This is a genomic window from Candidatus Hydrogenedentota bacterium (assembly GCA_016791475.1).
In the GTDB taxonomy this organism is placed as follows: domain Bacteria; phylum Hydrogenedentota; class Hydrogenedentia; order Hydrogenedentales; family JAEUWI01; genus JAEUWI01.
In genome coordinates, this window is record JAEUWI010000031.1 from 48,876 (window position 1) to 64,041 (window position 15,166).

General features: G+C 60.2%; 11 protein-coding genes. 7 read left to right on the forward strand and 4 right to left on the reverse strand.

Annotation, left to right across the window (positions count from 1 at the left end; translation table 11 throughout):
• Both JNK74_16785 and JNK74_16790 read left to right on the forward strand, forming a co-directional pair.
• Positions 1-540: hypothetical protein (locus JNK74_16785; protein MBL7647840.1), on the forward strand; the 540-nt coding region annotated here is incomplete at its 5' end.
• A gap of 137 nt (positions 541-677) precedes the next feature.
• Positions 678-3,206, forward strand: coding sequence for a leucine--tRNA ligase (locus JNK74_16790; GenBank protein ID MBL7647841.1), 2,529 nt, complete (start codon positions 678-680; stop codon positions 3,204-3,206).
• Positions 3,207-3,969: 763 nt separating this feature from the next.
• On the opposite strand, the gene JNK74_16795 is transcribed toward JNK74_16790, so the two are convergent.
• The 3 genes from JNK74_16795 to JNK74_16805 form a co-directional block, all read right to left on the reverse strand.
• A complete protein-coding gene (locus JNK74_16795) occupies positions 3,970-4,452 on the reverse strand; it encodes a gamma-glutamylcyclotransferase (GenBank protein ID MBL7647842.1) in 483 nt (160 codons plus the stop codon).
• A 16-nt stretch (positions 4,453-4,468) separates the two neighbouring features.
• The gene (locus tag JNK74_16800; protein ID MBL7647843.1) at positions 4,469-6,661 is read right to left on the reverse strand and encodes a hypothetical protein; all 2,193 of its coding nucleotides are present in this window, start codon (positions 6,659-6,661) and stop codon (positions 4,469-4,471) included.
• Between the two features lie 142 nt (positions 6,662-6,803).
• Entirely contained in the window at positions 6,804-8,060 is a 1,257-nt protein-coding gene (locus tag JNK74_16805; GenBank protein MBL7647844.1) for a tetratricopeptide repeat protein, read from the reverse strand.
• A gap of 222 nt (positions 8,061-8,282) precedes the next feature.
• On the opposite strand from JNK74_16805, the gene glgA reads away from it, so the two are divergent.
• A complete protein-coding gene (gene glgA, locus JNK74_16810; protein MBL7647845.1) occupies positions 8,283-9,698 on the forward strand; it encodes a glycogen synthase GlgA in 1,416 nt (471 codons plus the stop codon).
• Positions 9,680-10,174: a tRNA (adenosine(37)-N6)-threonylcarbamoyltransferase complex ATPase subunit type 1 TsaE gene (gene tsaE / locus JNK74_16815; GenBank protein MBL7647846.1), complete on the forward strand. Its 495-nt coding sequence runs from the start codon at positions 9,680-9,682 to the stop codon at positions 10,172-10,174. Before glgA ends, tsaE begins: the two co-directional genes overlap by 19 nt.
• A 223-nt stretch (positions 10,175-10,397) precedes the next feature.
• Here the strand turns inward: tsaE and JNK74_16820 are convergent, their stop codons facing one another.
• Positions 10,398-12,704 carry a protein kinase gene (locus JNK74_16820; protein MBL7647847.1) on the reverse strand — a complete coding sequence of 769 codons (2,307 nt, stop codon included), beginning with the start codon at positions 12,702-12,704 and terminating at the stop codon, positions 10,398-10,400.
• A gap of 489 nt (positions 12,705-13,193) precedes the next feature.
• Between JNK74_16820 and JNK74_16825 the strand changes: the two genes are divergently transcribed.
• Genes JNK74_16825 through hisH form a run of 3 tightly spaced genes read left to right on the forward strand, consistent with a single transcriptional unit; the run spans position 13,194 to position 15,166 of the window.
• Positions 13,194-13,919, forward strand: coding sequence for a metallophosphoesterase family protein (locus tag JNK74_16825; GenBank protein MBL7647848.1), 726 nt, complete (start codon positions 13,194-13,196; stop codon positions 13,917-13,919).
• Between the two features lie 12 nt (positions 13,920-13,931).
• On the forward strand, positions 13,932-14,525 hold the full coding sequence (gene hisB / locus JNK74_16830; GenBank protein ID MBL7647849.1) for an imidazoleglycerol-phosphate dehydratase HisB: 594 nt from the start codon (positions 13,932-13,934) through the stop codon (positions 14,523-14,525).
• A complete protein-coding gene (gene hisH / locus JNK74_16835) occupies positions 14,522-15,166 on the forward strand; it encodes an imidazole glycerol phosphate synthase subunit HisH (protein MBL7647850.1) in 645 nt (214 codons plus the stop codon). The genes hisB and hisH overlap by 4 nt, the downstream gene beginning before the upstream one ends.

Below are 15,166 nucleotides of genomic sequence, written 5' to 3' on the forward strand. Positions count from 1 at the left end.
GAGGGAGAAGGCGAGGGAGAAGGCGAGGGAGAAGGCGAGGGAGAAGGCGAGGGAGAAGGCGAGGGAGAAGGCGAGGGAGAAGGCGAGGGTGAGGGAGAAGGCGAGGGAGAAGGCGAGGGAGAAGGCGAGGGTGAGGGAGAAGGTGAGGGAGAAGGCGAGGGAGAAGGCGAGGGTGAAGGTGAAGGTGAAGGTGAAGGAGAAGGTGAAGGTGAGCCAACGACCGAGCAACATGCCGAGGCCTTGCTGGAGGAGTTTCAGTCGGCCGACGCCAACAGCGACGGGCGTTTGAGCTTCTCCGAAGCCAATGCCGCCCTTGGCGCCTTCAGCCGCCAGCAGTTCAGCGATCTGGACACCAATGGCGACAACCTGCTCTCCGAATCAGAGCTACGCGCCATTCTTGGCGAGGAGGTGGAGACGCCCGGCTGCGCACTGACCACCAAGACGGTCCAGAAACACCTGGGCGACCTGTTCCTCTTCGGACTCGCCATAACGAGTCTCGCGGTGCACAGCGCAACGCGGCGTCGGGACCACGTAGGCTGATCTAGATCGAATAACTTTATTCCTGGGCCCGCGCGTTCCGTTCGCGCGGGCCCTTCGTGCACCCATGGGCCGTCGTATGCTACAATCCGCCCCTCGTTTGAATCCCGAAGCCCCAACGGCGGAGTTGTATCTTTTCCATGTCTGACGGCAATTACAGTTTCCAGGAAATTGAGAGGAAGTGGCAGCAGTTCTGGCTTGAAAACAAGACCTTCAAGACCGTGCTGGACACTTCCAAGCCCAAGTATTACTGCCTGGACATGTTCCCCTATCCCAGTGGCGACGGGCTTCACGTGGGTCATCCCGAGGGCTACACGGCAACGGATATCGTCTCGCGCTACAAGCGGATGCGGGGCTTCAATGTGCTCCATCCCATGGGCTGGGATGCCTTCGGCCTGCCCGCCGAGCGCCATGCCGTGCGCACGGGCGAACACCCCGCCATCATCACGAACAAGAACTGCGACAACTTCCGGAGCCAAATCCAGGCCCTGGGCCTTTCCTACGACTGGGACCGGGAGATCAACACCACGGATCCGAATTACTACAAGTGGACTCAGTGGATCTTCAAGGTGCTCTACGATCGCGGTCTGGCCTATGAGGTCGAAGCGCCGGTGAACTGGTGCCCCGCGTTGGCCACCGTTCTCGCGAATGAAGAAGTAAAAGACGGCAAGTACGTCGAGACCGGCGACCCGGTCGAGAAGCGCGCCATGCGCCAGTGGATGCTCAAGATTACCGAGTACGCCGAACGACTCCTTCAGGACCTGGACGATCTCGACTGGCCCGAGGGCATCAAGGCCATGCAGCGCGAGTGGATCGGCAAGAGCACCGGCGCGGATGTGGATTTCATGATCGTGGGCACGGGCGATGTGTTCACCGTCTTCACGACGCGCCCGGATACCCTCTTTGGCGCGACCTATTGCGTGCTCGCGCCGGATCATCCCCTGGTGAAGGTCATCACCAAAGACGCCCAGCGCGCCGAGGTGGAGGCCTACGTCACCGCGACGGGCAAGAAGAGCGCCCAGGACCGCATGCGCGACGACAAAGAAAAGACGGGCGTCTTCACGGGCGCCCTCGCGATTAATCCGGTCAACGGGAAAGACGTGCCTATCTGGATTTCGGATTACGTTCTATCCGAGTACGGCTACGGCGCGATCATGGCCGTGCCCGCCCACGACACGCGGGACTACGAATTCGCCAAGACCTTTGGCCTTCCCATCGTGGAGGTCATCGCGGGTGGCGACATCACGAAAGAAGCCTTCACCGGCAACGGCACCCTGGTCAATTCTTCCTTCATCGACGGCATGGACGTACCCACGGCGAAGCAGACCATGATTGAGTGGCTCGACGAGCAGGGCATCGGCAAGGGCACGGTGAACTACAAGCTCCGCGACTGGCTTTTCTCCCGCCAGCGCTATTGGGGTGAGCCCTTCCCGCTCATTCGCACGGCCGATGGCACGATGAAGACCATCCCCATGACGGATCTGCCCCTCACGCTGCCGGAACTCGACGAATACAAGCCCACCGCCGACGGCGAACCACCTCTGGCCCGCGCGACCGAATGGGTAAACACGACGGACGCGGAAACGGGCCAGCCCGCCACCCGCGAGACCAACACCATGCCCCAGTGGGCCGGTTCCTGCTGGTACTTCCTGCGCTATTGCGACCCGACCAATAGCGAGGCCGCCTGGTCGAAGGAAGCCGAAGAATACTGGATGCCCGTGGACCTTTACATCGGCGGCGCGGAGCACGCCGTGCTGCACCTGCTCTATTCGCGCTTCTGGCACAAGGTGCTCTACGACGCGGGCTACGTCCACACGAAGGAACCTTTCCAGAAGCTTTTCAACCAGGGCATGATCCTCGCCTACTCCTACAAAGACGAACAGGGCAAGTATTACTACCCCCATCAGGTCGAGAAACAGGGCGAAGGCTATGTCGTGAAGGAAAAGGGCGTCAGCGTCCACACCCAGATCGAAAAGATGAGCAAGTCCCGCTACAACGTGGTCAATCCGGACGACGTGGTGAAGGCCTATGGCGCGGACTCCATGCGCCTCTATGAAATGTTCATGGGACCACTTGATCGCGACAAGCCCTGGACCGACGAAGGCGTACAGGGCGTGCACCGTTTCCTCAAGCGCGCCTGGTCACTTTTCATCGATCAGGAAAGTGGCGCGCTCCACGGCCGCATCGTGGAAAGTGGGGGAGACGCCGCCATCACGAAAGAGGTTCACAAGACCATCAAAGCCGTGACCCACGACATCGAAGGGTTGCTTTTTAACACTGCGATTGCGCGCATGATGGAATTCGTCAACGCGGCGCTGAAAGCGCCCGCCGTGGACAAGGCCGTCATGGAGCAATTCATCCTCGTGCTCGCGCCCTTCGCCCCCCACATGGCCGAAGAGATCTGGCAGCGCCTGGGCCACAGCGACACCCTGGCCTATGCCGGCTGGCCGAAGTGGGATGAATCCCTGCTCGTGGAAAACACCATCGAGCTTCCCATCCAGATCAACGGCAAATCCCGTGGCACGGTCACCGTGGCCATCGACGCCGACAAGGACACCATCCTGGCGGCGGCCAAGGCTGAGCCGAAGATCCAGAGCGCCCTGGAGGGGATGACCGTGGTGAAGGAAATTTACGTGCCCGGGAAGATTGTGAATCTGGTGGTGAAGTAACAGTTCTTTCCCCCGAGCGTAGGATAGCTAGCTGGACTACTGACGACTTCCAAAAGTCGATACCGGAATCCGGGTGTGTAGTTCATGGGGTAGATCCAAACGGGAGAAAAGACATGGAGCGGCTGATACTCGTATTCGGTGGGTTCATAATCGTGTTCCTGACGTTAGCCAGCGCATTTATGACGATGCTCGGAGACGCGATAGGCGCGTTCTGAGGATCGCAAGTAGATCGCCAGGCTACAAAGCGCTGCGTTAACGACAAGTCCGCGTCATTGGTCCGACTTAATTTGTGTCCTGTCGTGGTTGGTAGTTTCAGTCTTGCAAAGCTGGGCTGCCCCCTGACCACATCACCCTTTCACCGGATGTAGCAAAGAGTTGGTCGATTCTGGTCGACAAGCTGGCGAAGTCGGCTTTGTGCACTGGCGTTTGGAGTGTATGCCGACTACCTGTAGTCTCGGGTCGGCAGCGATGCTAAGTTTGAGCGGAGTCTTTGCTCCTCACACTATTCTTAGTACCCGCCACTACCTGCACCCCCACATATTGCGCCGAATCGCGTTTTCCGTGTACAATTGAGGGGCAATTAAGGGCGGCATACTACGCGCGCTGTCGTGCGTCGCTCGATTTTTTTACTCAATCCAGAAGGTAGTACCCCATGGGTCTTCTTGCCCTGATCATCGATATCTCCACCAGCATCCTCCAGTTTGTCATCTTCACGATCGAAGCCATTCTGTCGGTGCTTTTCGGCACGCCCGCGGTCTAAGCGCTACGGCGTCCAGACGCCACTGGAAATGCGGTGGCCGCCCTCTCCGGTCGTTCGGATATAGGTCCACGCGGGGAGGGTGTCCCGTTCGGATGCGGCGGGGATCAGCACGCGCTGGTAGAGGCACGCCTCGCCCGAGCGCACGTCTTCATACTCGTCCAGCGGCGGAACGCAGGCGGTCGGATCGCGCAAAACCGCGATCTCGCCGTGCACCCAGCCCCAGTCGCCGGATCGCATGCGGAGTGGGTGGGTGGTGCGCCACTGCGCCGTGGTGACGTCGAGCAGGGCATCCTCCGTGCCCGTCGCCAGGACGCTTTCTTCGGGCACCTCCAGCGCGGGATAGCCCGCTTCAAGCTGGAAGAGCCGTCCCCAGACCCGTGCGGGTTCGGCATGCACCAGCCAGGGCGCCACGAGGTCATGGCGGCATTCGCCGCGCATCAGGGTGCCGTAAAAGAAAAACCGAATCGTTATTTCGCGTTCGTTCATCGCCGCCATTTCTTCTTCAAGGTGTCGCAGGGGCGACTTCGGGAATCGTGCCCCGGTAGTTCACCTCGCTCCAATCGTTGATCCCGATGACCGGCTTCGCAAACTCAATTGCCCGGTCCTCATCAGGCGTGCTCAGGGCCTGGAAGACGTACCAGACGGGCTTCCTGCCGTGGGGGTCTTCTTCGTCATCGGGATAGCGCCGCAGGCCGATGCGGAGTCCGCCCTCGTGGCGGTTGTCCACCCAGTTGTGAAAGTGAAACATGCTCACGCTGTCGAGGGGTTCCATCTTTTTCCAAAGGTAGGCCATGCAGGCGGCCTGGTCCGTCAACGACTTTTCCGAGTAGTCGGGTGAGTTTGGACCCTGCTCGGTAAACTGCAGATCGCGCCGGGTCTCGCCCCTGTACCAAGTCTCAGGATTTTTCACCCAGGCGTCAATCACTTCCATGTTCTTGAAGGTAATGCGCGGTGTGTCGAAGGAGAACCACGCAGTTTCATCTTCCCAGGCGCGGGGATCGCGCAGGTCTTCCGGATAGGGATGGTACGCGATGCCCCAGGGGAAGTCGCCCTCGGCCCGACTGAACTCGAGGAGCAATGCGAGCAACTCTTTGCCACGGTAACAGTGCTCGGCGTAGACCGAGTTCCAGTGGTGTTCCAGTGAGATATAGACCTTCGCGTAGGGGTCATATTGCCAGGCGATAAGTTGGGCCATCCGCATGGACTTGTGATAGGCGTCCATGTAGGTCAGGGGAGGCTTGTCGCCCATATTCGTCCAGACCCAGCCGGAATTCACCTCGTTGTGCAGGATCCAGTGGTGGATGCGCCCATACTGCCCGTCGGGCTTGCTGTAGCGTTCCGCCAGGAAATTCATCGCTGCCGCGTAGGCGGCCACACCCTCGGCGCTCGTGAAATTGGGCATGACGAAGATGCCTGCGGGATCCGCATCCGGGTGGGCCACGATGCGCCGGAATTCGCCCTCGGGCGCATCCTTGCCTTGATTGAGCAGGATGATGGCCGAGACGATCAGGTTGTATTTCGCGGCGGAAAGCATGTGGTCGTCCAGGTTCGCCACCGCCGCGTCGTCCGTGTACCACGTGCGCCCGCAATACGGATAAGGCGTGCGTCCCTCACCTGGCTCCGTGCGCATGTAGCTGTCCAGCATGATATTGATCGTCACGGCGGAAACACCCAGGGCCTCAATATCCTCTACGGGCCGGCCCGGCGAGAAACCGCCCAGGCCCTTGCGATTGCGCGGTTTGGCTTCGGTGAGGCCTGGTCGCGGCGTAACCTGGGTAGCGTAGGTCCCGAAAGTCATCAGTGGGTCGTATTCACTTGGTTCCTGGAGTATGGCCCATCGAGAATAAAGCCGGTCTCTACCATCCTCCGCGTATCGGGGTGCGTTGATTTCAAATTCTTCGTCCCATCCGGCGGTGATCTGTTCCAACTTGTTCAAGGAGGATGTGTCCCCATAGTCCGCTTCGATGGGAATCTCCACCAGCCAATGGGCGGCATTCGGGTTGTCGCCGTCGCTTCTCCCGAGGGCCCCGCGAATTGCAATGGTGGATTCGCCCACTGATATGTCGATCCCAGAGTGGATGTCCTGGCCGAGGTAGGCATTCAGTCTGGCATCGGCCGCCTCGGCGCCTGAGAGCGGGGGCTCGGCTTCAACGTTCCCTTGAGAATCGGACCTCCCGTTTCGGGCCGTGCTCTCATTCGCACGCTCTTCCGGGGTTTGCGCACGCAACACCATATTTCGGATCTGAATCGACCGGCCAGCCTCCCGACCGAAGTCAATGCGGAGCTGGTTGTAGGGCTGGCTTGCCCGTACCCGCGCGGGCCATATATCGATGCGACAGGACGACCAGCCCTGGCTTGGGACGAGGCCTGGACCCTTGACACTATTCTCTTCGCGTCCCGGCGGCACGATGAAAACCTGTAGGTCGGTGGTGCCCGTCAGGCTGAAGTATTCAAACTCCAGAATTGAATTGGGTGCAACCGTGGTTCCCTCCGGCAGGGGCTGAGTAAACAGATACGGGTCGGGTCCTGTGGTGTTAATCTCCACCATCCCTTCGCCAACCGTCGCGATGGTCAAGTCGTTTGCGCCGTCAGGCGCAATTGTAACCGGAAGGGGCTGCTGGGCGCGGGCGGCCAATGCCAGGATGCACGCGCAGAAGCCGCAAGAGAGGCGGTTCCACAGTGAAGGGGGGAGCATGGTTGGTTCCTCGGATGCTTCGTTCATGGGATCCTGTGCGGGGCGGAAGGGATGAATCTGGCTCAGCGCCGCGGTGCATCCATCTTTCGGATGCGAATCCGTGCCCTGGAGAAGTGAATACGTTGTGGACTCGTGGAGTTCCCTACTTGTACGCCGCCTTAAGCTTCTCTTCGAGCGCGGCATAGTCCATGCCGAAGGCTTCTTTGATAGCGTCCTGGGGCGGGCTACCATCCTTCATCCGACGGATTGCGTCCGCCATCTTTTTTGTGCCCCCTTCATTCCAGAGAATCTGGGTGGCGGCGTGTGCCTGGGCGTAGGCGAGGGCCAGTTCATTGGCGTCGAGTTGGTCCAGTTGGCGGGCCTCAAGATCCGCCAGGGAGGAGGCGTGATCGGCGGTATAGGCCTTGCGCAGCATGCGTTCACGGGACTGATCCATCTGGCGCGAAAACGTTTCGGCGAGACCTTCGTTCAACCACCACGGTACGTGTCCGCCGCCAATCTGGGCGAGGACGACATGGACATATTCGTGGGTCAGGCGGGTCGAAAGCACCTGGGGCGTGAGGAATCGCTTGTTTTTTCCGGTGATAGGGGCGCGGATCTTGCCATCGAAAAGGGCGCCCACATGGGCGGCGGACTGGGTGGCTTCCGCAAACTGTTCGCCGCTGTAGAGCACCACCTGCACGGGCTCCGTCGGAAAGGCGCCCCCCAGCTTCTCGCCTACAGACTTGTAGGCGTCTTCCAGCACGCGAAAAACGCCATCGCGCGTGGCTTCCGAAAGCGCTTCGGCATAGCGGAGCTGAAAATGGCCCGCGTCGTAGGCGGTGAAACCGGCTTCAACGCTGTTTTCGCGAGAAAGCTTGTCCATCTTTTCCTGGAGCCCCGGCCAGGCGGGATCGAGCTTGAGCACCTCGTCCCACTGGGCGCCCGCCTCCGTAAGCTTATTTTGCTGATAATAGGCTTCACCCAGGAGAAAGCGCGCTTCCTTGCTCGCGCTGTCGAGGGCAACCGCCTTCTCCAGTTGGGTGGTGGCGGCGCTCAGGTCACCCTGCTTGAGGCGGTACGCTCCGGCCTGGGCGAGGGCGGAGACGTTGTCCGGGTCCACCTCAAGCCCCAGATTGACCCGCGCCAGGGCTTCGGGCAGCTTACCCGCGACGGCCAGATCGTTGGCCATGGCCTGATGGACCGCGCACAGGTTTCGTTTGATGGAAGGATTGTTCGCTTCCAGTTCGAGGGCTTTGCCGAAGTTTTCCAAGGCCAGTTCGTAGCGTTTTTCTCCGAAGGCCATGACTCCGAGTTCGTTGAAGCCCTTGGCCGGGGGCGCCTGCTGCGCAACGGCGCCGCTCGCCGATACAAGAAGGGCAAGGAGGGTAAAAGCGTTTACTGATGCGTGCATTCGCATGGGGCGGGGTTCCAGATTGCATTGGAAACGAGTTTCGGGGGCAAACCCTCCGACCTACGATATCACGCCGCTCCAAAGTGCATCAAACACCCCGGCCCAAGCGCCATGCATCGCCCGTAGCGGATCTGGTAAAGTGTTGGGGTCAGCAACCAAGTATGGATAGGGCCCGACGTGACTACGCCAATCAAAATTCTGTTTGCCACCGCCGAGGTGGCGCCTCTGATGAGCACAGGCGGTTTGGCCGACGTTGCCGCCGCCCTTCCCAAGGCGCTGAAACAGGCGGGCCACGATGTGCGCTTGATCATGCCCTTCTACGGCACCCTGCCGGCCCTTCCGGAGTCCGCGCGCCGGGGAATGTGCGTGGCCCACATGGGCACCCACACGGCCTATGGCGCGCTGTGGGAGACGGTGATTCCGGAAACGGATATTCCCCTCTACCTCATCGAGCATGGTCACTACTTTTATCGCCCCCGGCCCTACGGCGATGGAAATCACGAGTACCACGACAACGCCGAGCGGTTCTGCTTTTTCTCGCAGGCGGCGCTGGATGCAATTCCCCAGACGGGGTGGAAACCTGATCTGGTGCATTGTCACGATTGGACCACGGCGCCGATCCCGGTCTATCTCAAGACCTCATTCGCGCGCAACCCCTTCTGGGCGGATACGCCGTGCCTGTACACCATCCACAATCTGGCCTATCAGGGGCGCTACGGCGCGGACAAGATGGCCAGCACCGGATTTGATCCGGAGCTCTTTCATCCCGAGTGCCTGGAGTACCACGGCGACCTGAACTTGATGAAAGGCGCCATAACGTTGGCGGATCGCATCTCCACCGTCAGCCCGCGCTATGCCCGGGAAATTCAGACCCGGGAATATGGCGAAGGGCTGGACGGGATCTTGCGCAATCGGGTCGGGTCCCTTACGGGCATCCTGAATGGCGCCGACTATGCGCTTTGGGACCCGGCCACGGATCCCTACCTTCCCGCCAATTATGATCGCGGCGATCTGAGCGGCAAAGCGCTTTGCAAGGCCTTTATCCAGCGAGAATTCGGGTTGCCGGAGGCGGATGTGCCGCTCTTTGGCATTGTCAGCCGCCTGGCCTGGCAGAAGGGCATCGACCTGCTGGTGGAGGCGATCCGGGCCTTGCCCGAAGGGGCGGCTCAGGTGATCGTGCTGGGTTCCGGCGACCCCTGGCTCCAGCACCAGTTGAAAGAGCTGGAGGCGCAACGACCAGCCGATGTGCGTGTTCGACTCGATTTCAACGTGCCCATCGCCCACCAGATGCAAGCCGGGATGGACTTCTTTCTGATGCCTTCCCGCTATGAGCCGTGCGGCTTGAGCCAGTTTTACAGCTATGCCTATGGCGTGATCCCCATCGTACGCCGGAGCGGTGGTCTGGCCGATACCGTATGGGATCTGAACCCGCTTAACGAGCAGCGGGGCGTGGCGACTGGCCTTTCCTTTGTACCGCTGACCTCCCATTCCCTCGCGCTTCGCATGCGGCAGGCGATCACGCTCTATGGTGATCGCGAGCGCTTCACCGCGCTTCGTGACCGGGGTATGGCCCAGGATTTCTCCTGGTCGCGTTCCTGCAGCGAGTACGTGGCGCTCTACAGAAAATGTCTGGAGGCGGCCTGATCGTGGAGTTCAGTTTCGAGACGGGATCACCGGAGCAGACGGAAGCGGTGGGTTTCTTGCTGGCGGGCCTGGTGCCTCAGGGGACGTTGGTAGCCCTTCACGGCGATCTGGCGGCGGGGAAGACCTGCCTGGTGCGGGGCATGGCCCGGTGCTTCGATCAGCACGCGCCGGTACATAGTCCCACCTTCACCTTGGTCAATCAATACGGCAGCGACGCGCCCCTGTATCACCTGGATCTTTATCGCCTGGGTGGTCCGGACGAACTGGCGGATTTGGGCTATGAAGAAGTCTTCGACTCCGAGGGCCTTTGCGTGGTCGAGTGGGCGGAGCGGGCCGAGGGCCTGCTTCCGGCGCAGCGCATCGATATCCACCTGGCCCACGCCGGGGGTGATCGGCGCACATTGCGATTCCACAACCGGGGCATTGCGCTGCCGGGGGATTTCGAATCCCGGCTGCGGGCGTTGCTCGCCGAGTAGGGACCACTACCCGGTGCTAAACCGCCAAGACGCGGAGAAGAGAGCGGGAAGGAAGCAATTCGCGACTCCGATTCCCCTCGTACGCCAATCAAGAACGATTCGTGTTGACTCACCTCTCAACTTTGCGCCTTGGCGCCTTTGCGTGAAAAAAATCCGGAACCCGGCATGCCGGGTAGTATTAGATAATCGCCAGAGTCTCGTGGTGCCGCAGTCGTTGTAACGGCTATTGCTTGTCCACCATCCGCAGGTACTGGAGGAGTTGGCCCGCCGAATCAAAGCGCTCCGCCGGATCTTTGGCGATGGCCTTCATGATGATGTTGTCCAGCAATTCGGGAACACCCTCCACGACTTCACTGGGCCGAGGCGGCATTTCGAGGATCTGGCGTTCCAACACATTGCCATCGCTGAATACGGTTTTTCCGGTGAGCAGTTCGTAGAGCACGAGGCCAATGGCGTAGATGTCCGATTTCGGCCCCACATCACCGCCACGGGCCTGCTCCGGCGACATGTAGCAGGGCGTACCCATAATCACATGGCTGCCGGTCAGTCGCTGTCCGTAGCCCTTGGCCAGGCCAAAGTCCATCAGTTTGACCAGTCCCCCCTTGGCGATGAGAATGTTGTCGGGCTTGATGTCCCGGTGGACGATACCCGCCTGGTGGATGGCTTCCAGGGCGGAACAGGCCTGGCCGATCAGGTTGACGGCCTCACGCACCGGCAGTTTGCCCTTCTGGCCGAGGTACTGGTTCAGGTTGGGGCCCTCAACGTACTCCATGGCGATATAGGTGTTGCCCTGCTCGACGCCTATGTCGTAGATGCTCAAGATATTCTGGTGGGACACCTGGGCCGCCGCCCGTGCTTCGCGCTGAAAGCGCTGGCGGAATTCTTCCGAGCCGTCCACCAGTGAACCGAGGAATTTCAGCGCTACGGGACGATCCAGTTGGGTGTCGCGCGCTTTATAGACCACGCCCATGCCGCCCCGGCCCAGTTCACGCTCCAGGTCGTAGCGATTGTGGAGACCCTTCTCGACCATGCTCATCACGGGCGACTTACCGTCCCGCGGGGGCGCCGGCGTAGCCATGGTCGGCATGGAAGAGACATCGCGGCGCACGTCGCCCCCGTGCATGGAAATTCGGGACTGGACGTTGGAGAGACGCTGGCTCACGTCGCGGAAACTCAGGTCGACACTACGAATTTTCAGCAGCGTTTCTTCCGATTCCTTCAGTTTTCCGAGTTGCTCATAGGCCAGGGCCAGCATCCAGAAGTAGTCGATATTGTCCTTGCGCACCCGCTCGCCCATGAGGTGGTTTTCAAGGGTCGCGGCGGACTGAGCGAAGGCCTTCAATTCATAGAAGGCGCGTCCCAGCAAGGCGCGGGATTCGGCAAAATTGGGATGGTTTTCCGGGAGCTTTTGAAGCAGGCGCACGGCGTCTTCCCAGTTTTTCGCGTGAACCATGGCCAGGCCGGCGCGATAGAATTCCTGAGCCCGCTCGTAGTTGGTGGCGGCCCGGAGGGGTTCATTGACCTTGGCAAAGCAATCACCCGCTTTGCGGAAGTCCCCGCCGCCCTCATAGGCCATGCCGGCTTCTTTCCACTTGCCCAGACTTTCATAATAGCGCCCGCCGATTTCCGAGGCGCGCTTGGTTTCGCCCGCCTGATTCATGCAGCGCGCGGCGGCCTCCAGTTGGCCCGCGAGCAGGTAGGCCTCGCCCGCCATCACCAGTTCGCCGGCCTGCTGGAAGAGTTTTGCGGCAACTTCCGGGCGCTTGACGCTCTGCATCCTGCGTCCGCAGTGGACACAAAGCATCCGGAGTTTTTCGTTTGGCAGCGCCGCCTGAACCTTCGGGTCCTGCAGAAACTGGGCACACGCGTCCGCGCCAGCCATTTGCGCGGCGGCGTCCTCGGAGCCGGGCGTGGCGAAGTAGGCCTCAAAGGCAGCGAGACTGTCCGTATAACGCCCGGCCAGATGAAAGCTGTCCGCGGCCCGGGCGAAGGATTTGGCCAGTTTGAAGGACTTTGCGGCGGAGCGGTAGCTCTTCTTTTCCATATACAGTTTGCCGGCGGCCTCATATTCACCGGCGCTATAGAGGAGGCGCGCAGCCTTCTGGGGGTATCCCGCTTTGACCCATTCCGCAGCGGCCTCTTTTTTTCGACCGCCCCGTTTCCAGGACTTGGCCGCTTCCTTGTGGCGTCCCAGGGCGGCGTAGACCTCGCCAAGCTTTTCGTGGCTGCCCTCCTTCTTGAGTCTCCCGATAATGCCCTCGGGGTTCTCCTTGACCGCCTTGTGCTCTTCTCCCGAGAGGCCACTGCCGCCGAGCTTCCCGTAGGCCTTCAGCTCCCGGTTGTAACTGCTGCGGCGGCGATATTCCTTGAAGCGGAGGTAGATCTCATAAAAGAAGATGAGAATGCCGATGGTGCAGGCGATCTTGAAGGCGATTTCCTTCCAGCCGAACATATCGATGCCCAGGTACTGCACCACCCAACCGAGGGGTACATTGAGCACCCCGTTCCAATAGCTGTCCAGAATACCCATAGTTTCGCCTCGTTGTGGGAAAAAGAATGATGCCTGTTGATAATGAAAAAATCTATTGAGTATCCTACTCGACGTTTGGCGACGGAGACAAGAGGCTTGTTGTGGCGTCTTGAGGTGACCCGGAGCGCGGCCAGCGGGGAGAAGAATGCCCCGGAAGTGTGGCTTTTTTCGCCTGGACACGGCGTCGCAATCCCTGACATTGAAGGTTCCATACTATTGAGCGGAGTGGCGCGGCGGGCCCGGAGGTGAAGTGCGGGGCCGGGCTGGCTTGTCCCCCGTCGGGGTGGAAAGTTCATAAGCGCTTGAAAATCCTCGCGGTTCCGTGCAAAATATGGGGGGAGCAATTGGAGAGTAGTGCGGCAGCAGGCAAACACCCATGTAACGTGTACGACAGCGGCGTAAGCAGCGAGGCTGTGCGGTACTCAGGCACGAGTGGCGAAGTAGATTGTCGCTGGTCGAAACGAAGTAAGTAGCAGGAGATACCGTACATTGAGGTATGCCATAATTTCCGATATCCATGCCAATCTCGAGGCCTTTTGCGCGGTGCTCGAGCGAATCGAGGATATAGGTGTTGACCAGATCGTCTGTCTCGGTGATGTCGTGGGGTACAACGCCAGCCCGAATGAATGCGCCGATATCCTTCGTGAACGCAATATTATGACCGTGTTGGGCAACCACGACGCGGTGGCCTGCGGCCTGGAAGATCCCTGGGGCTTTAATCCGGTGGCGCTGGCGGCGGCCATGTGGACCCGCGAGATGCTTTCGGACGAGAACCAGGAGTGGCTCCGCAGTCTGCCGGATGTGCTGAATTTTGAGACCTTTGCGGCGGTTCACGGGGCCCCCAGGAACCGGAATACCTACCTCTTCACCTGGGAGGATATTCTGCCCCATTTGTCATTTCTCGATGAGCAGAACTGCAATATCTGCTTCATGGGGCACACCCATAGTCCGGGCATCTTTTCCACCGACGGGGTGTATTCCGTTGACGACGACAGCAAGTTCGCGCTGGGCAGCGGCAAGAGCTTTTTTATCAATCCGGGTTCGGTCGGCCAACCCCGTGATAGTAATCCCCATGCCGCATTTGGTATTCTAGATACGGACGAAAATGTTTTCGAGCAGGTACGCATGAAGTACCCGGTAGAGAAAGCAGCAAAGCGGGTGATTGAAGCCGGACTGCCCCAATTCCTGGCCGAGCGACTCGCCCTTGGAAAGTAGGGAGGCCGCCTGATGCGTCAAGCACAGGTTAACCGGAAGACCAACGAGACGGAAATTGCCCTGCGTGTCAACATTGACGGCACGGGGGACGGTCGTATCGACACGGGCATCGGCTTCTTCGACCATATGCTCAATCACATTGCCCGCCACGGCCTGATTGATCTCGATATCCAGGCGGTGGGGGATTTGCACATCGACCCGCACCACACCGTTGAAGATGTGGGCATCTGCCTGGGCAAAGCACTCCTGGAGGCGGTGGGTGTCCCCAAAGGCATCCGGCGCTACGGCCATGCCGTCATTCCGATGGACGAGGCCCTGGCGGAAGTCGCCGTGGATTTCAGCGGGCGGCCCTTTCTTGTCTTTAACGCCGATTTACCGAAGGGCAGCCTGGGTGGTTTTGACGTGGAGCTGGCGGAGGAATTCATGCAGGCCGTGGCGGTCAACGCCCGTCTGACGCTCCATGTAAACCTGCGCTACGGCAGGAACACACACCATTGCATCGAGGGTATTTTCAAGGCGTTGGCGCAGGCCTTGCGCCGCGCGCTGGAGCTGGATCCGCGAAACGGCGACACCATACCCTCCACAAAAGGAATGTTGGAAACGTGATAGCCATTGTCGACTATGGCATGGGAAACCTTCGAAGCGCGCAAAAGGGATTCGAGAAGGCCGGTCATCGCGCCGTGATCACGCGGGACCCCGACGTCATCGACTCCGCCGCGGGCGTGGTGTTGCCCGGCGTGGGCGCCTTCAAAGACTGTATCGACGGGCTGCGCGAGCGCGGTCTGGTGGACTCCGTGAAGGCCGCCGCGGAAAGCGGGCGTCCCTTTCTGGGGATATGCGTCGGCCTCCAATTGCTTTTTGAGTACAGCGAAGAAGGCGAAGGCGCGGCGGGGCTGGGCATTTTCAAGGGGCGGGTGGTGCGTTTTGACCCCGCCTCGGAAACGGGTCTTAAAGTCCCCCACATGGGCTGGAACCAGCTTCAGTGCATTGGTGAACCGGGTCCGGAAAACCTGCTCGAATACGCCAGTCGGGACCCCTACGCTTATTTTGTACACAGTTATCGTGCCGTGCCCGCGGACAGCGGGATTGTCCGCGCGACCTGCACCTATGGCACTACTTTTCCCGCAATCATTGGCGAGGGCCATGTTTTCGCGACCCAGTTTCACCCGGAAAAGAGCCAGCAGGATGGTATTGCTATTCTGCGTGCCTTCGGAAATCTGGTTTCCGGGATGAGGCGCGTGGCGTAA